Raw genomic sequence first — 21,864 nt, forward strand, 5'->3', positions numbered from 1 at the left:
CCAGGGAAGTGGGACTCGGGAAGTGGGGCTAGAGAGACGAGAGGGCGTTGTCTGCCTGGAGGAGTCCGTCGAGCAACTCCTCCTTCCAGGCCGCGAGTTGGGCGTCCCCGCGGTGTCGTGGTCGGGCGTGCGGGATCCTCAGATCGCGGGTGATGCCCTGGTCGGTGAGGAGCAGCACGCGATCGGAGAGCACGAGCGCCTCTTCCACGTCGTGGGTCACCAAGAGAACCGTCCGCGGCTGCTCGGCGAGGACGCGTTCGAGAAGTTGCTGCATCGCCACGCGGGTGATCGCGTCCAGGGCGCCGAACGGCTCGTCGAGCAAGAGGACGTCAGGCTGATGCAGCAACGCCCGTGCCAGCGCAACGCGTTGACGCTGCCCTCCGGAAAGCTCTGACGGCCAATCTTTTTCACGCCCGGCCAGGCCTACATCGTACAGCAGCTCGAGTGCGCGCTCGCGTTGGTGCCGAGTTCCGAGCTGCACGTTGTCCAGGACGTTGCGCCACGGAAGCAGACGGTCCTCCTGGAACATCATCCGCGACATGGTTCCGCCCGAGGTACCGCCGGTGGATTCGACGACGCCGTGCGTCGGTTGTTCGAGCCCGGCGATGATTCGCAGAAGCGTGGATTTGCCGACCCCGCTGGGGCCGAGGAACGAGACGAACTCACCGGGCTCGACGGTCAGGTCGATGTCGTGGAGAACCGTCGTGTCACGGTATCGGTGCCCGATGCCGACCAGATCGAGGCCGACGAGGTTGGTGGCAGGCATCAGCGATTTCCTCCCTGGTAGTGGGGATTCCAGCGCAGGACACGGGCTTCGATCAGCCGGGTGATCTGATCGGCGAGCAGGCCGGCGACGGCGTACAGCAGGATCGCGAGGACGATGCGGTCGTTGCGCAGCATGTCCCGGCCGTTCTGGGCGAGGAAGCCGATGCCCTCACTGGTTGCAATCGTCTCGGCGATCACCAGCGTCAACCAGGCGACGCCGAGTGCGTAGCGGATGCCGGTGAGAATCATCGGCATGGCTCCGGGAACGATGATGTCGCGAATTCGGGCGCCTCGACCCAGCCCGTAGGATTCGCCGAGTTGAACGAGTTTGGGATCGACGGTGCGGATTCCCGCGACCGTGTTGAGGTACACCGGAAAGATCACCCCCAGCGTGACGAGCACGACCTTCGGGAGTTCACCGATACCGAACGCCGCGATCAGAAGCGGGACCAGGGCGAGGTGCGGAAGCGCACGCAACATCTGCAGGGTGCGGTCCACCAGCCCCTCGGCGATTCTCGATAGTCCGACGACGAAGCCGAGTACGAGTCCGATCGAGGCTCCGAGGGTGAACCCGATCAGGATTCGGCGCAGGCTGACCGTCAGGTGTCTCTGCAACTCACCGGCGGTCCACAACTGCTCTGCCGTGGCCAGGACCTTGCTGGGCGGAGGCAGGACGGAGGGTGAGATCGCCCCGGCCGAGGACGCCCACTGCCAGCCGAGGATCACGAGGACGGGCACCACCCACGGCAGCAATACCGACGGTTGAAGTCGCCGGCGCGTGACGGCACGTTGCGGCCGACGGCGATCCTCCCCCGTCGGTTCTGCCCGGGTGGGGCGCGGTGCGGCAAGTTGCGTCTCAGTCATTCCCGACGACGTCCGATCCGGCGGATGCTGATTCTCGGCTGCGAACTCGCCGCGCTGAGTGGATATTCATGGCTTCTCCTTGTCCTGACGCGGAGGAGCTTACGAATGACTGCACATCTCTGTCTGCATCTGTATACACATGGATTCAAACCCTTTACTTCGGTTGCTCGCCTCTGGTAAGGCTTGCTCCGTGGCATGGCGTTCGTGCCCGGACAGGGGAGCTCGGTGGAGAGAGAATCATCGGCGTACAAGCAGCTGCGTGAGCGCATCACCGGCGGCGCCGACCGGCCCGGGACGATGTTGATCCCGGCGACCATCGGCGCGGAGTTGGGACTGTCCCGTACCCCGGTGCGGGAAGCGTTGCAGCGGCTCGAATACGAGGGCCTGGTGGTCCAGGCGCCGCGAGGGTACCGGGTGCGCGAGCGCACACCCGAGGAGGTGCTCGAGATCTGCGAGGCACGGATCGCGCTCGAGTCCGCGATCGCCTACTCCGCCGCGACCCGCCACACCGAATTGGACCTGGCGCGGTTGAGCCGGTTGTTCGAGCAGGCAATCGAATCACCCGATCCCGCGACGAGCCTGGCGCTGCACAACGAGTGGCACACCGCGCTGCGCAGCGCGGCCCACAATCAGACCATCGCACAGCTGATGGACCGGCTCGACGCTCAGTTGCGGGTCTACGACGCGGAGGAAGCCCAGGCCTCGTCCAATCTGCAGCAGATCGAAACGGAACACCGCGAGATCCTGACCGCCGTGCAGAGCGGCGACGCCGAGAAGGCGCGGATCCTGATGATCGCGCACCAGGCGCGGACCCGCGATCTGCGTATCGCAGCAATGGCCCGACGGTAGATCGCCGCATCATCACAGAGCCGGGCGTTGCCTCACGGTCTACTACCATGCTTCGCAGATGGGATGCGCGGTCAGGGCGCCCGGTGAGACGAAGGATCGGCAATGACGAACGACCGCGGTGAGGACCCGAAATCTCGACCGTCCCCGGGAATGCGGCGGCGCCTGCCCTGGCTGCTGCTCGCCGCCGTGGTGGTCGTCGTGGGAGCGGTCGCCGTCGTCGCCTACGTGCTGACCTCCGGAGCCGATGATGGCCGCGAAGCCCGCGACTTCTCGCCGAGCGCGGACAATCCCGACCCGTCACTGGGAATCGAAGGGATCGTCACCGTCGACTATCCGCCCGCCGACCATGTGCAGGCACTGCAGCGAGTGGCCTACGACCAGAGTCCCCCGTTCGGCGGTGCCCACGACCAGTACTGGGCAACCTGCACCGGCATTGTCTATCCCGAAGCGATCCGTAGCGAGAACGCCGTGCACTCCCTCGAACACGGCGCCGTGTGGGTGACCTACGACCCGGACCGGCTGGACGACGACGACATCGCAGCTCTGGCAGCGAACGTCGAGGGCGAACCGTACACCCTGATGTCGCCGTACCCCGGTCTCGACTCGGCGGTGTCCCTGCAGTCGTGGGGTCACCAACTGAAACTCGACGACGTAACCGATCCGCGGATCTCCGATTTCCTCACGGCCTTGCGACAGAACCCGAACACCTACCCGGAACCGGGGGCAACCTGCTCGACGGTGCGGGGCGGATTCGATCCGGCCGACCCGCCGCCATTCGATCCTTCCGCACCGGGTCCGGACGCCGTTCCGGTCGACGGCAAGTAACCGCGTCGGCGGACATTTCCGCATCACGTCGGACGAGATCGGGTTCCTGCGGTCGAAGCCGAAATTCACCTACCGAAAGTGTGCCGGGTTTGTCGATATCGCGATCGCCGATTCGACGAATAAGTAGGAGCACATGAGGAGGTGAGAGCGATGTTGGCGGCACATCTGTTGTCCGGACTGACCAGCGAAGAGGTCGATCTGATCGTGGCGGAGGAACTGCATCTGCTCGACGCCGTCGCATGAGGTCCGTCGATGCCGTGTCGAACACCGGCAGGTGACGAACGGGCGCTGCTAGCCGGTCGGGTCCGATCCGGGAGGATCTGCGTCGAGCGTGGCGGTGATCCGCGCTCCGATCGAACGGTAATCGAGGTCGGTCACGAATCGATGCGCCGGCCCCCGTACCGGACTGACGCCCCACACGGCGGCCCGGCCGTCCTCGTCGTGATACACCCGAGGTTGGGCGTCGGTGGCGGACAGCATAACCGTGGGGTCGAGCATCACGGCGGCCGCGACGGAATCGTGCGCGGTGTAGATCGGGTCCTCGGAGCGATATGTGCCGGTGCAGTACCGGTGATAGTCCTCGGTGATGTCGCGGACGAAGGTCGCCGTCTTTCCCACCGCGGAACGAGCGACGAGATCGGCCCAGGCCAATCGGAGCCGGCCGGTGACACTCATTCCCACCCACGTAATCTGCCCCGGCGCTGCAGCAACCACCCTGGCCGCGACTGGATCGTGGTTGGTATTGGTGTCACCTTTCTCGAGGAATTGTGGTTGTTCCGCGGCCTCGACCTCTCTGCGGGAGACGGGTCCCATTCCGCCCATGATGGTGACCGAACGGAAGCGGGTCAGGATCCGTGGGTCGCGTGTGACGGCGGCGGCGATGTTGGCCAGCGGACCCAGGCACAGCAGGTCCACCGCACCGGGCCGGTCCTGCGCGACGCGGAGCAGTTGATCGACGGCGGACTCGGGCGCCGGGCCCACGCCCGGTGGCGGCCGATATCCGCGATCCCCGAGTCCGTCGAGTCCGTGTGGGGAGCTGGTGGCAGGTGGTGGCCCGGGGCGTGATTGTCCGACGCACACCGGAACGTCGCGCATGCCGGCGACGGACAGAACGGTGAGGGCGTTCCGCGCGGCCTGCCGTTCGGTGCAGTTCCCGAACACGGTTCCGACACCGACGATTTCGGCTCCGGCGTGCTGTGCAATGGTGAGTAGCGCAAGAGCGTCGTCGACGCCGGCGTCGGTGTCGACGAGTACGTAGCGGTCGGTCACTGCCGGTCCTGTCCCCCGTGATCCCTGATCGAATCGACTCGATCACCCTCGCGCGCAGTGTAACTGGACCGGTTCCCGGTCGTTCCGCCGGTCAATAGCTGAAGGTCACCGCCCCTTCGTCGCCGATCCACTTCCACATCGGCACCGTCCCGGCGAGTTCGGCATTGGATACCAGCGCGTCCTTGTCGAGGTGCTTGGCCTCGAAGCAGATCGGACACACCATGTAGATGCCGCCCGCGGTCGCGAACCGCGCCGCCAGATCGGGAAGCGGCGGACAACCTTCGCAGGCCACGCCCTGAATCGTGCCGTCGAGCGCCAGCCGTACCGCTTCTTTCGTGAGAAACATCAGCGTCTCGCGCTGTTGTTCTGCCGCGCCGACCGCGACCAGAAACGCAACCGTCACCTTCTCGGCGTCCTCGAGACCGGTGGTGAGACTGACCACTGCTTTATTGCTCATGGATTCGAGTCTTCGCCGCGCGAGGACTGCCGACAAGGGGGCTCATCGAGTCACCGGATTCGCACCTCGAGATCGGTGGCGGTTTTTTGTTTCGACCGCACCCACAACGGATTCGAGCCTAACCTGAAAAGGTGTTCGAACAGCGTCCGTTTCAGCAGATTTCGATGCCGTTGCGCCTCGCAGTCCGTCACGATCGCTCCACCAGGGCATCCGCCGCCGAACGTATCGGAATTCACCCGCGGATGTTGACTCGGATGGGAGCGGAGCCGCGTCAGCAGGCTCGCGTGAGCCACGGGGGAACGACCGCACTGTTCACTTTGCTCCCGGATACCGATGTGGACGAGATCGACACCATCCGGATAACAGCGGGGGGCTGTCGTCGACTCGGCGCGGCGCCGGGACAGACGGTGACACTCGACCGACGGTGCACCGCCTCCGCGATGACCGAGGAAGAGGCCGAAATGGGGGGTGAGTTCATCGAGCGGCTCGAAGACGACGGGCGACATCACCGTCTCGTGGTCCTGGCACCGCACGGTGGCGCCATCGAAACCCGAACGGATCAGCAAGCTGAACAGGTCGTCGCTTCGCTCGGATCACGCGATTCGACACTGTGGGTGTGTAAAGGGTGGCGACCGGTAGGCAATGCCTATCGTGCATGGCACATTTCCTCGACTGATCTCAGCGTGCACAGCTTTCCGCTTCTACGCTCCCTGTCGGCGAGACGATTCCGGTGGGCGCTGTCGTTTCACGGCTACCGAGGAAACGACGTCCTCATCGGCGGCCGCGCTCCCGCGCGGCTCAAGTCGGACGTCCGGAACGCGATCGCGAAGGCACTCGACGGAAGCGGTATCTGTGTTCGCGTAGCCGAACGCGGAGAACGACATAGTGGTGAATCCGCATCCAACCTGGTCAACCGCCTGACCATCGACGCTGCCGGCGGAATCCAAATCGAACAATCACGAGCCGCGCGGACACTGCACGGTCCGGCGATCGCTGCAGCGGTCAGCGAGGTCTACGACACCTGGATCGCCGCCGACAATCTTCGGTGAGACTTCACGGGCCCGCGGGAGCCCAGCACGGCCCGTCCGGGGGCGGGGTGTGCTGGTAACCGGGATAGCACGGCAGCACCTGCGGGGCTGGGGCGGGCGCTGGTGCCGGGGCAGGCACGGGTGCCGGGGCATTCGCCGGTGGCGAGCCGGGTGGGAGGCACGGGCCGTCCGGGGGCGGGGTGTGCTCGTAACCGGGATAGCACGGCAGCACCTGCGGAGCGGATGCTCCCGGAGGGGGTGCGGGTGCCGGCACTACCGGTGGTGATTGCGGCGCCGGAGTCGGTATGGCTTCCTCCTGAATGGGAGCCTCCGCAACCGGTGTTTCCGTCGGTGGTGGTGCTTGGACCGGCGGCTCCTGTTCGGCAGCGGTCGGGTTCGCCATGGCGGACGGTGACGACGACGGCGATGCCGGCCTTGCCGCGCTCGACGACGGCGTAGGCACGGCGACGTGAGGCGATGACGTTCCCGATCCGATGATCACGCCCCCGACAATCGCGACAGCGACGATCGCGGCGAGCGCAAGTCCGGCGACGATCAGGCGGCGGTTCCGGTCGATCGGAGGGGTCGCAGGAGCGGGCTCGACGGCAGGCTGTTGCGGTGGCGCCGCGACACGAGCGGCGGCGGCGAGTTCGCCCACCGACCGATAGCGCCGCGCGGGGTCAGCCGCCGTTCCGCGTGCGATCACGGCAGCCATGCCGACCGGTGGCGTCGGGATCGCCGAGGTCGGGAACACCTCCCCGGTGAGGCACTCGTACAACACGCAGGTCAGACCGTAGACGCCCGACGCGGCCCCGAGAATCGTGGGGAGCCCGACGTCCGTGAGCTGGACCAGTCCCCCGTCCTGCACGACGACGTTCGCCGACGACACTTCCTGCTCGACCAGCCCGGCCACGCGCACGGCCTCCAGCGCCGACGCCAGTTGCTCGACAACGCCGACCGCGCGCGATACCTCCATCGGTCCGGTGGACTGAAGGATCGTCCGCAAGTTCGTGCCCTGGGTGACCGGCGTTGCGAGAAAGAGCCGGTTTCCGACCTGCCCGAAGTCGTGGATCGGCACTATGTGCGGGTTCCGGATCTGCGCCGCGATCCCGGCTTCCCGTTCGAACCGATCGCAGTATTCGTCGTCCTCGGTAGCATCCGGCGGCAGCACCCGCACCACGACCTGCCGGAACATGACGGTGTCGAACGCCGCCCAGACCTCGCCGCTCACATCCACCGTCAGCGAACGGTCCAGCCGGTATCTGCCGAATAGCGCTCCAACTTGCATTGCCACTCTCCGCCGATCGAAATTACCGCGTCTGCGGGTCCGTGCACCCGAAATTCTAGGCGGTGGGGGCCATAGGTTCTCGTTGGAGCCCGGTAGTGTGCTCGTATGCGCAGAACGCACCTAGGCTAGTCCCGGTCCGGGACCGCCCCGACTCAGGAGAAACCTGATGCGTACTGCATTCTGCAATGCCCTCTATTCCGTGTTCGATCACCGGATCTGTTGTGGGCGGATTCCCGAATGGACCGCACACGTCGGTCAGCCGTGGGATACCTACGACGTCGCACCGTGGAATCTGTACAACGTGATCTGGCGGATCCAGCACTGGATTCGCGGCGGCGTCGACGCTGATCGGTAACCTGATTCCGCTCTTCGGCGGCGCCCGATTTCGACTCGGGCGCCGCGGAAGGTACCCCGCCGGTCTTTAGTTCGCGTGGTTCGCGCGGGCGACGAGAACGTCGTCGCCTACATCGATGCGGGTGCCGAAGTCGCGGCTGATCCCGTCGAGAACCCGCCGCAGCCATTCGGTGTCACGTCTCGACGCGCGGTGCAGTTGCATCTGCCGAGACCTCATCGGCACCATTCGTAGCTCGAGCAGTTCGTGCGTGCGCGCGTCGAGCGTCACCAGATAGAGCAGCCGCAGATCGTCGCGGAAGCGTTCGTGTCCCCCGATGCCCTCGTAGTCGTTGATCAGGTCGCCGCAGCCGTACAAGATCGGGTGGCCGCGGTAGATCTCGACCGGCCGCGGGTGGTGAGACGAGTGCCCGAAGACAACATCGACACCACCGTCGACGAGCCGATGCGCGAATTCGACATGCGCGTCCGGCACGTCGTATCCCCAGTTCGAACCCCAGTGCAGAGAGACCGCCACCACGTCCGTGTTCCTCCGTATCAGCCGCGTCCGGTCGAGGACATTGTCTGCCTCGGCGGGCGTGGGTTCCGGAAGGTACGCGACACCCGGCCGACCCCGGCGTGCCGCCCCGTGCGACGAGACCCCACTCGACGGCAGTGCTGCGGCCCAGATCAGCAGCCGACGACCCCGTCCGGTCTCCACGACCACGGGACACCACGCCTGTGCCACGGTGCGCCCCGCTCCGACGGTCCGCACGCCGTTGCGCGCCAGCACGTCGAGGGTCTCCACGAGACCATCGGCACCGAAGTCGAGTAGGTGATTGTTCGCCAGTACGCAGACGTCGATCCGCGCAGCGGTGAGCACCCCCAGGTTCGACGGATGCATTCTGTAGTTGATTCCCTTGGACGCGAATCGAGCACACGTGGTGACGGTCGTTTCGAGATTGACGACGCGGGCCTCGGGCTCCGCAGCGTCGAGGATCGGCAACGCCTCACCCCACGGCCACCCGAACCCGACGGGGCCGGGGATCGGACCATTTCGCTTCTCCGCCAACGCGACGTACCCGCGGGCATCGCGGACGCAACGCTCCCTCAACTCCGGGTCGCCGGGAAAGGGGAGGATCTGGTCGACGCCCCTACCGGTCATCACGTCGCCGGCGAGGAACATCCTGATGGTGTCGGACATCGAAATCCTCAGCGACAGCACGAGTACCGGGACCATACTCGGAGACCGACATCACGGCCCGGAGTATGCACCCGCCGCTCGCACTGTCATCGAGTACGAGCGTCTGCTCGGTCGAGCTGAGAGACCCGTTGCGGGCTCAGCTCGAGGATGACACCGATATCACGCACCGACAGCCCCGATCGGCGCAGATGCGCCACCGCGGCCCGCGAGGCCCGCGCTGCACATTCCTGCGCGTGAGCGGCGGACTCGACCTGCAACTGGGCCGCTCGGGCCTCCATGAGCGCCGCCGAATCCCCGATCTCGTAGTCGAGGACCACCTCGACGTCCTCGGCCGGCACATCCTCGACCAGATGCACAGCATCCGCCACCATGGCAGAAACCTGATCGAGCCGCCGCGCCTGGGTGAGAGCCGCCTCGACTCCCGGGACCTCCACCACCCACCAGCCGCCACAACGGGTGGCCTTCGCCGTCACCTTCATCACGAACCACTTCCTACCCGGCCCGCATCCTGCGAACCTCGCCCCTCCAACGACAAGTCTAGTCCCCCTCTACTGAGCACAACTACACGGACAGAAGACATTCAGCGTGCGTGACCGGTGGATGATCGACCCGTCGACGCCGGCACTCTCACCAGAAATCCAGTGCCTGTGCAGTCGCGGTGGACTCCGCATGGGTGGGCCGTAACGCACCGCCGATGGCGTAGGCGGTGTGACCGACCGTTGCAACCGACATCCCGTGAGCTCCCGTGGGCATGGGCGGTAATGATGACCAGGTTCCCGAGTCGACGTCGTAGGCCTCGACGGTCGACAGCACCTTGGTCGGCTGTTCACCACCGACCGCGACGATGCGGCCGTCGATGAACGCCGCACCGAGCCCACCGCGAGGAGTGGGCATGGCGGGCAACGTCGTCCACGTTGCCGCGGCGGGATCGAACCGTTCGACCGCGGCGGTGTTCTGGTCCGACGCCAGATCCCGCCCACCGATCGCATAGAAGTACGTACCATCCGACACCCCGGCCAGATGCTCCCGTGGAGTCGGGATGTCCGAGACGGTCGTCCACTTCGTTCCGTCGAACACCTCGGTCGTCGCCACCAATGCGCCGTCCGCCTGTCCCCCGGCGACCACGATCTTGTCGCCGACCACGGCCGCGGCCCCCGCCGCCCGCGGCTCGTTCATCGGCGCCAAATCCATCCACTTGCCGTTCCGCAGCGCGAGCACCCGGTCCGACGTGATCCCGGTGAGGTTCGGACCTTCCGGCACCCAGCCTCCGAGGACCACCAACTCGCCCCCGTACTCGACGGCCATCGCGTGATTGAGGGGAACCGGAAGGTCGGGGCCCGCCTTCCAGGTGTCGATGGCGGGGTCGTTCCCCTCGACCTTCGGGGTCGACCCCGCATTGTCGAGTCCGCCGAGCACCCAGATCGTGCCGTCCGCGACGGCCGTCGCCGTCTGCTGACGGGCGATCGGCGCATCCTCCAGCGGACGCCACGCCGGCGCCCACTGGGTCTTGCGTGGCGCGAGCTGGAGGGCCTCGGACACAGCAGTGGATTCGGCGTGTGTCGGTTTGATACCGCCGCCGACGGCATACACCGTGTTGCCGACCGCGCCGACCGCCATCCCGTGCCGCGGTGTGCGCAGAGCTGGCAGTTGCGACCACGTTCCCGCGACCACGTCGTAGGCCTCCACGGTCGACAGCACCCGAGTCGGTTCTTCACCACCGACCGCGACGATGCGGCCGTCGATGAACGCCGCACCGAGCCCACCGCGAGGAGTGGGCATGGCGGGCAACGTCGTCCACGTTCCCGCGGCAGGATCGAACCGTTCGACCGCGGCGGTGTTCTGGTCCGACGCCAGATCCCGCCCACCGATCGCATAGAAGTACGTACCATCCGACACCCCGGCCAGGTGCTCGCGTGGTGTGGGGACAGGCGCGACGGTCGTCCACTTCGTGCCGTCGAACACCTCGGTCGTCGCCACCAGTTGACCGTTCGCCTGTCCGCCCGCGACCACGATCTTGTCGCCGACCACGGCCGCGGCCCCAGCTGCCCGCGGTGCGTTCAGCGGCGGCAGGTCCACCCACCGGCCGTCGCGCATGGCCATCACCCGATCGGAATCGACAGCGGTCAGGTTCTGACCTTCCGCTTTCCAACCGCCGATCAGCACGGGTTCGTCGTTGTAGGTGACAGCCATCGCATGATTGAGCGGGACCGGAAGGTCGGGGCCGGCCTTCCAGGTGTCGATGGCCGGGTCATAGCCCTCCTGCTGGGCGGAGACGCCGTTCTCGTCCAACCCTCCGAAGACCCAGATCGTCCCGTCCGCGACGGTCGTTGCCGTCTGCTGGCGGGCAACACGGGCATCCTCGACCGGTCGCCACGCCGCGGTCGGGTCGACGGCAGGAGAAGCGCCGGCGTCCTGCACGGTAGGTCGTGCGGTGCCTGGGCCGGTGGTTTCTCGAAGCACGAGGTACCCGCCGCCGGCCAGCACCAGCGCGACGACCAGTGCCAGGACGGTCAGGACCGCGCGCCGACCTGTGCGGGACTCTCCGATGCTGCCCGATTCTCCGGTCGGTGGCCAGGGCGGCGGGCCATTCGGCGGCCAGAACGGCGGTCCCGACGGATGGGAATCCGGCTGGAGCTGCTGGGTCGGTTCGCCCCACGGACGCTGACCGCTGTCCGAACCTTCGTAGCGGATTCGACGGTATCCATCGGCACCGGAATCCGACGGGTGCTCCTCAGTCGTCTGCGCGGCCTCCAGGGGTGCCAGCGCCATCGCGTCCGAACGCAGACCGATGTGTCGCTGAGCGGCTTGGAGTTCGTGTCCGAACTCCTCGGCGGACCCCGGCCGAGCAGCGGGATTCGTCGCCATTGCCCTCTCGATCACGGCGCACACGCCGTCCGGGATGCCCTGGGCGCGCAGGTCCGGCACCGGTTGGCTGCTGATCCTCACGAATTGCGCAACGAGTTCCTCCCCGGTCTTCCGCTCGAACGCCGCCCTCCCCGCGATCAGTGAAAAGATCGTCGCGCCCAGTCCGTAGACGTCGGACCTCGCGGTCGGCGATTCCCCGTTCAGCACCTCCGGCGCGGTGAATGCCAGTGACCCGGTAAACCCGCCGGTGGCCGTTTCGTACCCGCCGGCGATGTGCGCGATGCCGAAATCGGTGAGCTGCGGCTCGCCGTAGGCGGTGAGCAGGATGTTCGCGGGTTTGATGTCGCGATGCAGCGTACCGGTGCGGTGCGCCGTCTCCAGGGCTCCCGCCAGCTTCACCCCGATGCTGATCGCCTCCGGCCAGGGCAGCGGACCTTCCCGGCGTATCTGGACCGCCAGTGAATCGCGGGGGTGATAGTGCATGACGATGTACGGGCGACCGGCGTCGGTCACGCCAACCTGCAGTATGTTGACGATGTTCGGGTGACCGGAGAGCCCACCCATCGCGTACCCCTCCCGCAGGAAGCGTTCGCGGTTCTCGGGGTCCAGGTCCGAGGTCAGCACCTTGATCGCGACGATTCGCCCCAGTGAACGCTGCAGGCAGCGGTACACGACACCGAACCCGCCCCGGCCGACTTCCTCGGCACCTGCGAACCCGGCAGCGTCCAACTCGGCCACGATCCCGTGGCCGACTGCACGGACCGCCGCCGCCTGGGTCGCATCTGGGTCGAAATCGGCCATCGGGCGCCTCAATTCCGTCCGACGTCCACGACGTCGCGGCGACGCCCGCCGAGCCGGGCAGGCTTCGTGCCGACGTGCACACTCGTGTTCATCGCTTTCACCTCTGATGCAGGTCGACCAGACACGCCGATGCGTTCACGAGCAGTCGACGACGCGAATATCTTTCTGTCACAAGGGCGAAGCGGAGTCTTTTCGTCGTAGGTCGACGGGATCCGCCCTGTCCAGAAAGTATTCGACGGGCCGGGATCCGCGTCAAGATGACAATTTCCCCTCCCTAGGGTGCCTATCGGCGGCCGCGACTTCCTGCCACGTCGGCCGCTGTGCACCGATCGGGCTCTGCTGCCGTCCTAGAAGGTGCCGTCGTAGAGCGCGTAGCCGCCCGGCCCCGCAGCTTTCGCCCGATACGTCGCCGAGTCCGCCCGGCGGACGAGTTCTTCGCGGGTGCACTCCGGATCGGACAGTGCGACACCGATACTGGCACTGATCGGCCAGTCGAGAGATTCGGCCCGGTTCAGGTCGGCGAGGCTTCCCGTGATCCGGGCGGCAATTGCCCCCGCCTCCGGTGCACCTGCGACGTCCTCACACACCACCACGAATTCGTCACCGCCGAGGCGGGCAACGGTGTCGCCCGGGCGCACCGCCGACTATGCCTGGCGAGAACGATCAGTGTGTCGTCGCCGGCATGGCCGAGGCGCTCGTTGACGACCTGCACCAACGCGGCTTCGGCCTCGATGCGGCGGATGGCGGCGGCATACCCGGGTTGCGAACCCCTTCCCGGGGCGAACGTCGTCGGCGAGGGCTCGGGTCCCCGATAGGCCAGCACGGCGAGTTCGCCGCCTTCTGACCCGTCCCACACCGCCTGTGACCCCATCCACGATAAGCGGCGTCGACAACACCGCGGCGCTGCGGGCGTGGCACGTTGATTCCGCCTCGATGGAGGTGCACGATCGTGGGCATGCGCAGAGTGCGTTGGCCGGCATTCGCGCCGCCGGCAGCCAGTGGGACCGCAGTGCACGGTCCCACCATTCTCGCGTCCAAAACGCACATCACCCTCGACTTGCTGGGAATCATCGCTTTCTCGTCCGGAATCCATGTCCGGCTCGCGCTGACCGCGACCGGGCGCGCCGCCGAACGTGCGCATCACGAGACACGAACGCTGTCCGATCCGACCGATCCCGACACCCAGTGGTCGTATTTGTCGGTGCTACTGCAGCTGGGTTCCGTGGCGGGCGAAGCCGACCCCTACCTTCCGCGCTCCGGCTCGCCGCTGAAGTGGGGTGGGGTGCCTGCGTACCGCACGGAGCCGAATTATTGGCTCGGAACGTGTACACGCCCGCACGACATCATGATCTCGGCGGGGTGGCCGGAGATCGGTCTCGGTCCGACCTGTGTCACGGCCCTCCTCGAACCCAGCCCGTCCGCTGTCACATCCGATTGATCCGAAAGGTTCGGTCCTCTCCCTTTCCGCAGTGGTTGCGGCTAGCGTCGCAACGACGTGCCCCGACATGGAGGTTCACGACGCGTTTGTCCACGAGAAACCAGCTCGCCGGAACGATCACCGGGGTCACTCTCGGCAGTGTGATGGCCACGGTGAAAGTGAAGCTCGACGGAGGCGAGCAGATCGTCACCGCATCCATCACGAAGGAGGCGGTCGAGGAACTCGGCCTGAAGGCGGGGGTGGGTGCGACGGTGCTCGTGAAATCCACCGAGGTGATGCTCGGCGTCGAGTAGCCCGAATCCCGGCCTCGGCGACCCGCGATCTGCTAGTGCGCCGAGGTGGTGAGGGAATCGGGTGCTGTCACGATCTCGAACGGCATTTCGATGTGCGCAACCGTTCCGGATCGAGGTCCGGGGTGGACGGAGAAGCTGCCTCCCGCCGCGACGACACGGAGTTCGTGCGATGTCAATCCGATGTGGCCTCTGCTGAGGCTGCGGTCGATCGCCTCTCGGGAGATGCCGCACCCGTCGTCGGTGACATCGAGGACGGCATGCTCACCCCACCGCGCCAGCTCGACCCGAACGGTACCGGCTTGCGCGTGTTTGACCACGTTGCTGAGCAATTCGCGTGCCGCGCTGAACAGCACATCATCAGCCGACGTGCGAAGGTCGTCGACCCATTCCGAGGTCAGGAGCTGAACCTCGAAACCGCCACGTGCCTGGGCCGAGCGGGTGAGATCGCCGAGGGCGCGAGCGAGACCGACGCGATCGAGCACAGTGGGATGCAGCTCGGAGACGGTCGCCCTGAGCAGGGTTGCGGATTCGGTGAGTGCGTGGGTGATGCGACCGACCGCCTCGGGGTCGGCACTGCCGGTGAGGTCGTCGAGGTCCATCTTCGCGGCCAGGACGAATTGGAGCGCCCCGTCGTGGAGTTGCTCTGACAACGCACGTCGTTCGCGTTGTTCGAGACCCATCAACTCCGCGAGCAGGGCGGTACGGTCGCGCACCAGGTGACCGATCGTCAGCACCCTGGACCGTTGAATTCTGCTGAGCATCACGGCGCCCGCACCGAGGACGGCGAGGGCCATCGTGCTGAGCAGGATGGAGGACCAGGGCTCTTCGTTCGACGCCATCGTCGCCCAGCTCGCGGCCAGGAATATCAGGACCGTCGGCACGACCACGGACGCACAGACCCCCGGGCGCAGCTGCGTGGAGGCCAGCAGCGGGATCACGAACAAACCGTTGCTCAGAATGTCTGCGGTCCAACTCTGTTGTGCCGCAATACCAGTCAACAGAGTGAGGCAACCGAGGACCGCGAGGTCGCCGAACAGGGCGAGCCACATCGCATTCACCGGCCCGGGACCGCCTCGCCGAGTCCACAGCGCGAGCCCGCCGGACCATAGTGCGTAGCAGATCAGGACCGCGACGCACACGCCCGCGTCGTTCATGGGCGGGACGAACGCCAGCGTCAACGCGATGAAGAGCACCAGAACACCACGAAGTGCGAGCTGGAGATACGCGCCGCGATAGGCGTGCTCGAGGATGATGCGTTCGAGATCTGGGCTGCCGCCGAGATCCGCGGGTAGTACCGATGACTCAGCCATGGGACGGCCTCCTCGGCCGGGCGACTCCGACAGGAAGATGCGAGGACATCAACTGCCGGACCTGCGACAATGCCCAAGATTCTAGCACCGGCGAGTGTATGACCCCTGGCACTCGGCGGTCAGCTCGCGGGCCCTGCGGACCTCGGCGAACTGCGCCTCGAGTTCGCCGTGCAGTCGCTGATTGTCCAGCGCCAGGGTGGTCGCGGCCCGCACGGCCGCCAGCAGCCTCGGCAGGTCGGCGACCGCCCGGTCGTACACCAACGCCCCCACCAGGACGCCGTCACGGATGAGGGCAGTGGCCTCGCGGGGATCGTTCCTCGGTGGCAGAACCTGGGGACGCCCCTGCGCGTCCACATACCCGTCGCGGGCGCGGGAGAACGACCACAACGCCAGGTCCGGGTCGCGTAACGCCGCCCGCAGCGCTTCGATGAAGCCGTCACCGAGTGGAGCGGTACCGATCTCGATCATCAGGTTGCGCACCGCGGCTCGGGCGACTCGGTAGCGCCACATCCCGGCCAGCACCGCAAGCGGGATCAGCGCAGTCGACGGATAGCGCAGAAGCAGCGTCCACGCATGCTGCGGGCTGTGCACCCACACGGAGACCAGCGGTGTCCAGGCGGTGGCGGCGGTCCCGAGCAGCGCGGCAATCCACAGTGGCGCCACGGCGGCCCGGTAGGCCGGTGAACCCGACCTCCACCGGGCGACCACCACCCCGATCAGAACGACACCGAGGGCGATCCCGACCGCACCGAAGATCACTTGCAGCGCCGCGAAGACCCTCGGGTCGTCACGCACCAGGAGCAGGTTCAACGACGGCGGATGGGCCGGGCTGACGCGGTGGGTGTCGAGGAATGCAAGCTCGGAGACGACGGCGACCGCGTAATACGCATAACTTCCGCCGACGAACCATCGCTCCCACCGGTGACGCAACCGCCCCCAGGGAAAACTGAACACGAGTTGGATCAGTACCGGGATATACATGTTGGTCAGCGCCGCGCCGGCCGTGAACAGGGCCGGGACCGTCGACAGCCGAAAGCCCTTCACCAGCCACAGCAGCCCGGCGAAAACCAGCAGCCACCCCAGGTTGTCCTGCGGCCGGTGCCACTTGGCGACCAGGCCGGCCGACACGAACACCACTCCGACGATCACGAACAACGCCAATTCCGTCGGACTGAACACGCCCCGGCACAACTGCCAGTCGACGGATGCCACCACCGCGACAGCCAGTGCGGCGGTCACCAAGGCGGTCGCACTCTGCGCGCGAAGACTCACCGGGTGCCGCCCGCGAGTCCGGACAGTTCGAGGAACACGGGATCGATCCTCGCAGGGATCCGGATTCGGCACCATCACCACAGGGTGGGGTGATGCGACACCTGGGTGGACCTTCTCGACACCTCCGGCCCCTTATCGCCTGCAGTGGTCGACGCGGATCGATCGATGCCACGCGGCACACCGGTATTCGTGGGAACATCTCATCCGATCGATCCGGCAGACTGAGGAGAAAGGGGTGTGGTGCATGACCAGGATTCGACTTCGGCCCGCGGTGGCGCTGGCATCGATCGCCGGTGTCTCGTCCCTGTTTCTCGCGGCCTGCACCCAGGACGCATCGTCGACCGAGGGCACCGAATCGGCCGCGCCGAGTGCCTCCAGCGAGGCACCGCCAACGGAGGCACCGGTCAACGGTGTCGATGCGAAGGAGTACGCCTCCAGCGACGCAGAAGCCGATTCCTACGGCTTCGTCACTCCGTCAGGGAAATGGCTGTGCGCGATCATTCCCACGAAGAATCTGGCCGGATGCGTCTCTCATCCCACAGCGGGGCCATTGGGAGTGCCGGGGACTCCACAGATCGCCTCGCCGGACGGCGGCCCGCTGGCGGAGGCGAACCTCATCGCGGTCGAGGCGGGGAAGGAGCCGAGCTTCCAGAACTGGAACCAGGCTGTCTTTCCCGGCAACGCCAACGTCCTTCCCTATGACACCACGCTGGCGATCGACGGATTCAGTTGCAATGTGCAGTTCTCCGGCGTCTCCTGCAGGGAGGATGCGACGGACAAGGGATTCACCATCTCCACCAGCGGCTACGCGTTCGAGTTCACCCCGTTACCCGTGAGCCTCCCCAGCGCGAGCCCACCGCAGATCGCGCCCACCCCGGCCCCGCTCCCCCAGCAGGCCCGCGGATCGAATCAGTGTGGCCCCGTTGTCTATCCGGAGACGGGTAAACCTGCGACCGTGGTCATCGTGAAGGGCACACTCCGCTGCGACGAGGCGCACACGATGCTCACGAAGTACTTCGCGGCACCGGACAAGAGCGAACCGGTGTACAGCTTCGACGGGTGGGAATGCCGCCTCGCGGGAGACCCGGAATCCGCGGAGATCGGTTACACGATCAACTGCTCCGACGACAACGGGAACACCGTGGTCGCCCAGCCGTAGACCGATCAACCCACGATTTCAGATCAGTCGCCGCGAGACTCGACGCACGATGTCTACGCTGACGCTATGCACCCACCGAATGACCAGGCAGGTACCTGGGAAGGTTCGTGGCTCGCGGCGATGACGGTGATCAAGAGCGCTCAGCGGGTTTTCACGCCTGAGAACCGCCCTCCCTCCGAGCTGATCCCTCTCGTCGAACCCCTGAGCCGGTTGGGTGATGCGCTCCGGGCAACACCGCCCGACCCCGAAGAATCCCGCCGTCGCGCCGCCGACCTGGTGGCCGATCGAGACCTGATCGAATGGGCATGTCAGCCGGACCAGCCCAGCGAGATCCGAGAGTTCGGGGCGACCTTGGCCTTCCTGTCCATGAAACTGACCACCTGAGTCTCCGGCTGTCCTCGCCGTGCGAGGAGCCCGGGCCGCTCAGAAGTCGTAATCCACGACGACCGGAGCGTGATCGCTCATCCGGCGGTCGGCCACCGGATCCCGATCGGTGCCGGCCGTGACCGCCGCCCGAGCCAGGTCCGGCGTCGCGAGGTGGTAGTCGATGCGCCAGCCGATGTCGTTCACGAACGACTGCCCCAGCCACGACCACCACGAGTACGGGCCGTCGACGCCTGGATGCTGCCGCCGAACGACGTCGACGAGGGTGCGCGGCGACAGGATCGAGTCGAACCACTCGCGCTCCTCCGGCAGAAACCCCTCGGCCTGATTGCTGCGCCGCCAGTTCCGTACGTCGCTACGGGTGTGCGCAATGTTGAGGTCACCCATCAGCAGAAGCTCCCTTCCCCGTGCGCGTGCCGTGCGCCGCGAGCGGGTCAGCTGTCGCGCGAACGCGGAGAGGAAACGCATCTTGCGGTCGTAGCGTGCTCCGCCGTCGGGCGCCTCCCGCATGCGTCCGGGCTTCTGCAGGTGGGCCGGAAGACCGCCCTTCGGCAGGTACATCGATGCCACGGTGATCGGCGCCTCGGCCAGGTCGACCTCGACGTACCGGCCCTGGTTCGCGAACTCTCCCAGACCCCGAGCCAACGGCTCCGGATCCAATTCGACTCTGTCGGTGTGCATTTCACCCGGCGCACGCATCAGCGCTGTACCACTCCACGTCCGAACTGCGACGGGCGCACCCCGGGTCAGAACCGCGACACCGTTGCGGCCCGCGACGTCGCCCTCGTCGTACGTGAGGTGATAGTGGCCGAACACCCCCGGCGGGATGGCCTCGGCACGAGCGCGCACCTCCTGAAGCGCGACCACATCGGGGCCGCGGTCGCCCAGCCAGTCCTCGAAGCCGCGCCGCTGCGCCGCGCGGATCCCGTTGACGTTGAAGGTCGCGATTCGCACGAGTGACAGTGTAGGGATCCGACCGACGCATCGAATCTCGCCATACCTTCCACTCGCCGTCCGCCAGTTCTGCGGAGTTGGCCAATTTGTATGTGAACTCGAGTACGGGTTGCTAGCGTTCCCGTGATTGAGACCACACTGCAGGGGAGATCTCGATGAGGATCGCGCGGATGCGACCAGGAAGTGCCCAGCGAGGTGTGGTTACCGCGGCCCTCGCGGTATCGGTCGTTCTCGGCGTCGCGACAAGCCCGATGCCTGCCATCGCGTCAGCCGAGACGTTCTTCTTCGACGACGTCGGTTCGACGGCCGTTCCGCGGGCGAACTGCGGTCCTGGTTCGCTGCCGGAGACCGGTATGCAGGGCGACGTTCCGGCCGAGGACCGGAACAACGGCCGTAGCACCCAGGGCTATCGATGCAACATGTCGCTGGTCGGAGGCTTGCAGGATCGCGGTGGCGGCCTGCTGTCCGTGACCTACGACCACTGCTCCTACACCAGCACGTTCTTCCCCGGGAACCTGCTCAACCCCACAACGCCGGGCGTACAGGTGCTCGACGTGTCGAACCCCGCGCAGCCGGCGTTGTCCACGACCCTGAACGAACCGGCGATGCTGGGCGGAACCTGGGAAAGTCTGAAGGTCAACAAGGCACGCAAGTTGCTCGCGGCCACAGCGGTGCCGATCGCTGCCGGCACGGGCTACTTCTCCGTCTACGACATTTCCGACTGCGCCCACCCCCGGTTGCTCAACCGGGGTGCCGGTACCGACGTCACCATGCCGCTGCCGTTCATCTCCCACGAAGGCGGCTTCTCCCCGGACGGCAACACCTACTGGGTGTCCGGCCCCGCACCGGGATTCCTCACCGCCATCGACATCAGAAATCCGGCCGAGCCGCGGATCATCTGGCAGGGATTGCACGGACTCGGCGGACATGGATTCGGCATCACCCCGGACGGGAACCGGATGTACCTGTCGAATCTCGGTGGGATCACCGTCCTCGACATCAGCGCGGTGCAACGAGGCGACCCATATCCCACCGTCCCGCAGATCGCCACCTATCTGTGGACCGACGGCTTCTTCAATCAGCACAGCATCCCGGTCACATATGGGGACAAGCCCTACATCTTCACCGTCGACGAAACCGGCGGCGGTGGGATCAAGGTCTTCGATGTCGCCGACCCGGCGCACGCCGAGATCGTGCAGAAGATCAAGCTCGAGATCCAGCTCCCGGCCAATACCGCCGCGAACCTTCGGTCGTCGCAAGGCGGCTCGGTGTTCTCCTACGATCCGCACTACTGCGTGGTCGACCGCCCAGCCGACCCGACCGCGCTCGCGTGCTCCTGGGAATCGTCCGGGATCCGCGTGTTCGATGTTCGCGATCTGAGCCGCATAAGCGAGATCGCCTACTACAACCCGCCGGCACAGACCGGTAAGAACGTTCAGCTCACCAACTCACCGCACGCACTGTCCTCGCTGATCGGTGTCTCACTCTTCAATTTCGTTCCGCTCGCCCGCGCCGTCTTCGAGGGCAAGACGGATCCGCGGGTCGCGTTCGGCCCGCGCGCCGGAATGGTGGCGTTCGGCGACCTGTCCGCGGACTGGTGCTTCTCGCCTCCGGAGTTCCACGGCAACCAGATCTGGACCTCGTGCAGCGACAATGGTTTCATTGCGTTGCAGCTCGACGACGCCGTTTATCAACCACCGGTGAATCAGGTTTCGACCTATGGGCAGTGACACCACGCCTTCGTCGTTCCGCCGTCCGCTCGTCCTGTTGCTGTGCGCCGTCTTGGTCGGTGCCGCCGGGGTCGCCGCCGGAATGTGGCTGCAGTCTGAGCGCGCCACGAACCCCGGCGGGGTCCAATTGTCATCAGCGGACATCGGTTTCGCACAGGACATGTCGGTGCACCACGAGCAGGCCGTCCTGATCGCCCAGACGCTGCCGCGGGACGTCGATCCGCAGATCCGGGTCATCGCCGACCAGATCGTCGTCTCACAGACCTCCGAGATCGCGGCGATGCGCGGCTGGCTCAACCTCTTCGACGAGCCGTTCACCACCCCGCATCCGATGCAGTGGATCCAAGGATCCGATCACGCCATGGGTGACCAGGGCGGCGCGCCCATGCCGGGAGCAGCGAGTATCAGCGAGATCACCCGGCTCGCCGGCCTGCGCGGCTCAGACGCCGAGACACTGTTTCTGCAGCTCATGATTCGGCACCACCAAGGGGGCGTCGACATGGCCGAGGCCGCCACCGACGTGGTTGCATCCGAACCGATCCGCCGCATCGCACGCGGGATGATCCGTGACCAGAGCAATGAAATCGCAGTAATGACTGCCATACTCGACACCCGAAACGCGAGACCGCTCCCTCACCCGTGAGGCGTCGAGGCTCTCGACCTCCCCACACCCGGAAGCCCAACCCACCGCGCGACGACGGTCGTCGCATCCACCCACTCCGCGTCCACCCTTGCCCGGCCGCGACGACTGTAGAAGCATTTCCGTAGACGGACGCCGA

Annotated in this window: 23 protein-coding genes; 10 read left to right on the forward strand and 13 right to left on the reverse strand. The window is 66.4% G+C overall.

From position 1 onward, the window contains the following. Positions 1 to 28: 28 nt before the first annotated feature. Positions 29 to 766, reverse strand: coding sequence for an ABC transporter ATP-binding protein (locus tag RHA1_RS01375; protein WP_011593561.1), 738 nt, complete (start codon positions 764 to 766; stop codon positions 29 to 31). Beyond that, positions 766 to 1,629 carry an ABC transporter permease gene (locus RHA1_RS01380; protein WP_011593562.1) on the reverse strand — a complete coding sequence of 288 codons (864 nt, stop codon included), beginning with the start codon at positions 1,627 to 1,629 and terminating at the stop codon, positions 766 to 768. The genes RHA1_RS01375 and RHA1_RS01380 overlap by 1 nt, the downstream gene beginning before the upstream one ends. A 225-nt stretch (positions 1,630 to 1,854) precedes the next feature. On the opposite strand from RHA1_RS01380, the gene RHA1_RS01385 reads away from it, so the two are divergent. Both RHA1_RS01385 and RHA1_RS01390 read left to right on the forward strand, forming a co-directional pair. After that, positions 1,855 to 2,478, forward strand: a complete 624-nt coding sequence (locus RHA1_RS01385; RefSeq protein WP_011593563.1) for a GntR family transcriptional regulator — start codon at positions 1,855 to 1,857, stop codon at positions 2,476 to 2,478. 102 nt (positions 2,479 to 2,580) lie between these two features. Continuing rightward, complete coding sequence (locus RHA1_RS01390) at positions 2,581 to 3,303, forward strand: thioredoxin-like domain-containing protein (protein WP_011593564.1); 723 nt, start codon at positions 2,581 to 2,583, stop codon at positions 3,301 to 3,303. Between the two features lie 291 nt (positions 3,304 to 3,594). Here RHA1_RS01390 and RHA1_RS01395 read toward each other — a convergent pair whose 3' ends face one another. The 3 genes from RHA1_RS01395 to RHA1_RS51460 form a co-directional block, all read right to left on the reverse strand. Then, positions 3,595 to 4,572: a nucleoside hydrolase gene (locus tag RHA1_RS01395; protein ID WP_011593565.1), complete on the reverse strand. Its 978-nt coding sequence runs from the start codon at positions 4,570 to 4,572 to the stop codon at positions 3,595 to 3,597. A 91-nt stretch (positions 4,573 to 4,663) separates the two neighbouring features. After that, a complete protein-coding gene (locus RHA1_RS01400) occupies positions 4,664 to 5,029 on the reverse strand; it encodes a DsrE family protein (protein ID WP_011593566.1) in 366 nt (121 codons plus the stop codon). A 50-nt stretch (positions 5,030 to 5,079) separates the two neighbouring features. After that, entirely contained in the window at positions 5,080 to 5,595 is a 516-nt protein-coding gene (locus tag RHA1_RS51460; RefSeq protein WP_237723921.1) for a hypothetical protein, read from the reverse strand. Between RHA1_RS51460 and RHA1_RS01405 the strand changes: the two genes are divergently transcribed. After that, positions 5,491 to 6,078: a poly-gamma-glutamate hydrolase family protein gene (locus RHA1_RS01405; RefSeq protein WP_237723916.1), complete on the forward strand. Its 588-nt coding sequence runs from the start codon at positions 5,491 to 5,493 to the stop codon at positions 6,076 to 6,078. The genes RHA1_RS51460 and RHA1_RS01405 overlap by 105 nt on opposite strands. 4 nt (positions 6,079 to 6,082) lie before the next feature. Here RHA1_RS01405 and RHA1_RS01410 read toward each other — a convergent pair whose 3' ends face one another. Continuing rightward, positions 6,083 to 7,345, reverse strand: coding sequence for a serine/threonine-protein kinase (locus RHA1_RS01410; RefSeq protein WP_011593567.1), 1,263 nt, complete (start codon positions 7,343 to 7,345; stop codon positions 6,083 to 6,085). Positions 7,346 to 7,511: 166 nt separating this feature from the next. Here RHA1_RS01410 and RHA1_RS01415 point away from each other — a divergent pair, with 166 nt between their 5' ends. Further along, positions 7,512 to 7,700, forward strand: a complete 189-nt coding sequence (locus tag RHA1_RS01415) for a hypothetical protein (RefSeq protein ID WP_009472838.1) — start codon at positions 7,512 to 7,514, stop codon at positions 7,698 to 7,700. A 66-nt stretch (positions 7,701 to 7,766) separates the two neighbouring features. On the opposite strand, the gene RHA1_RS01420 is transcribed toward RHA1_RS01415, so the two are convergent. The 4 genes from RHA1_RS01420 to RHA1_RS45510 form a co-directional block, all read right to left on the reverse strand. Beyond that, positions 7,767 to 8,879: a CapA family protein gene (locus RHA1_RS01420; RefSeq protein WP_011593569.1), complete on the reverse strand. Its 1,113-nt coding sequence runs from the start codon at positions 8,877 to 8,879 to the stop codon at positions 7,767 to 7,769. Between the two features lie 86 nt (positions 8,880 to 8,965). After that, positions 8,966 to 9,358 carry a hypothetical protein gene (locus tag RHA1_RS01425; RefSeq protein ID WP_011593570.1) on the reverse strand — a complete coding sequence of 131 codons (393 nt, stop codon included), beginning with the start codon at positions 9,356 to 9,358 and terminating at the stop codon, positions 8,966 to 8,968. Between the two features lie 148 nt (positions 9,359 to 9,506). Then, positions 9,507 to 12,545, reverse strand: a complete 3,039-nt coding sequence (locus RHA1_RS01430; RefSeq protein ID WP_011593571.1) for a serine/threonine-protein kinase — start codon at positions 12,543 to 12,545, stop codon at positions 9,507 to 9,509. 347 nt (positions 12,546 to 12,892) lie between these two features. Continuing rightward, on the reverse strand, positions 12,893 to 13,183 hold the full coding sequence (locus RHA1_RS45510; protein WP_011593572.1) for a diguanylate cyclase domain-containing protein: 291 nt from the start codon (positions 13,181 to 13,183) through the stop codon (positions 12,893 to 12,895). 317 nt (positions 13,184 to 13,500) lie between these two features. Between RHA1_RS45510 and RHA1_RS01440 the strand changes: the two genes are divergently transcribed. Together RHA1_RS01440 and RHA1_RS01445 are read left to right on the forward strand one after the other, a co-directional pair. Next, on the forward strand, positions 13,501 to 13,983 hold the full coding sequence (locus RHA1_RS01440; RefSeq protein ID WP_016881139.1) for a hypothetical protein: 483 nt from the start codon (positions 13,501 to 13,503) through the stop codon (positions 13,981 to 13,983). Between the two features lie 86 nt (positions 13,984 to 14,069). Then, positions 14,070 to 14,276, forward strand: a complete 207-nt coding sequence (locus tag RHA1_RS01445; protein WP_011593574.1) for a TOBE domain-containing protein — start codon at positions 14,070 to 14,072, stop codon at positions 14,274 to 14,276. Between the two features lie 32 nt (positions 14,277 to 14,308). On the opposite strand, the gene RHA1_RS01450 is transcribed toward RHA1_RS01445, so the two are convergent. Both RHA1_RS01450 and RHA1_RS01455 read right to left on the reverse strand, forming a co-directional pair. After that, positions 14,309 to 15,586, reverse strand: a complete 1,278-nt coding sequence (locus RHA1_RS01450) for a sensor histidine kinase (RefSeq protein ID WP_011593575.1) — start codon at positions 15,584 to 15,586, stop codon at positions 14,309 to 14,311. 81 nt (positions 15,587 to 15,667) lie between these two features. Then, positions 15,668 to 16,825 carry a hypothetical protein gene (locus tag RHA1_RS01455; RefSeq protein ID WP_237726825.1) on the reverse strand — a complete coding sequence of 386 codons (1,158 nt, stop codon included), beginning with the start codon at positions 16,823 to 16,825 and terminating at the stop codon, positions 15,668 to 15,670. A gap of 277 nt (positions 16,826 to 17,102) precedes the next feature. Between RHA1_RS01455 and RHA1_RS01460 the strand changes: the two genes are divergently transcribed. Continuing rightward, a complete protein-coding gene (locus RHA1_RS01460; protein WP_011593577.1) occupies positions 17,103 to 18,017 on the forward strand; it encodes a hypothetical protein in 915 nt (304 codons plus the stop codon). 66 nt (positions 18,018 to 18,083) lie between these two features. Next, a complete protein-coding gene (locus RHA1_RS01465) occupies positions 18,084 to 18,401 on the forward strand; it encodes a hypothetical protein (protein WP_011593578.1) in 318 nt (105 codons plus the stop codon). 39 nt (positions 18,402 to 18,440) lie between these two features. On the opposite strand, the gene RHA1_RS01470 is transcribed toward RHA1_RS01465, so the two are convergent. Continuing rightward, on the reverse strand, positions 18,441 to 19,355 hold the full coding sequence (locus tag RHA1_RS01470; RefSeq protein ID WP_011593579.1) for an exodeoxyribonuclease III: 915 nt from the start codon (positions 19,353 to 19,355) through the stop codon (positions 18,441 to 18,443). 155 nt (positions 19,356 to 19,510) lie between these two features. On the opposite strand from RHA1_RS01470, the gene RHA1_RS01475 reads away from it, so the two are divergent. Further along, positions 19,511 to 21,085: an LVIVD repeat-containing protein gene (locus tag RHA1_RS01475; protein WP_011593580.1), complete on the forward strand. Its 1,575-nt coding sequence runs from the start codon at positions 19,511 to 19,513 to the stop codon at positions 21,083 to 21,085. Then, positions 21,075 to 21,728 carry a DUF305 domain-containing protein gene (locus RHA1_RS01480; protein ID WP_011593581.1) on the forward strand — a complete coding sequence of 218 codons (654 nt, stop codon included), beginning with the start codon at positions 21,075 to 21,077 and terminating at the stop codon, positions 21,726 to 21,728. The genes RHA1_RS01475 and RHA1_RS01480 overlap by 11 nt, the downstream gene beginning before the upstream one ends. Positions 21,729 to 21,864 lie beyond the last annotated feature (136 nt).

The organism is Rhodococcus jostii RHA1, assembly GCF_000014565.1.
Classification (GTDB): Bacteria; Actinomycetota; Actinomycetes; order Mycobacteriales; family Mycobacteriaceae; genus Rhodococcus_F; species Rhodococcus_F jostii_A.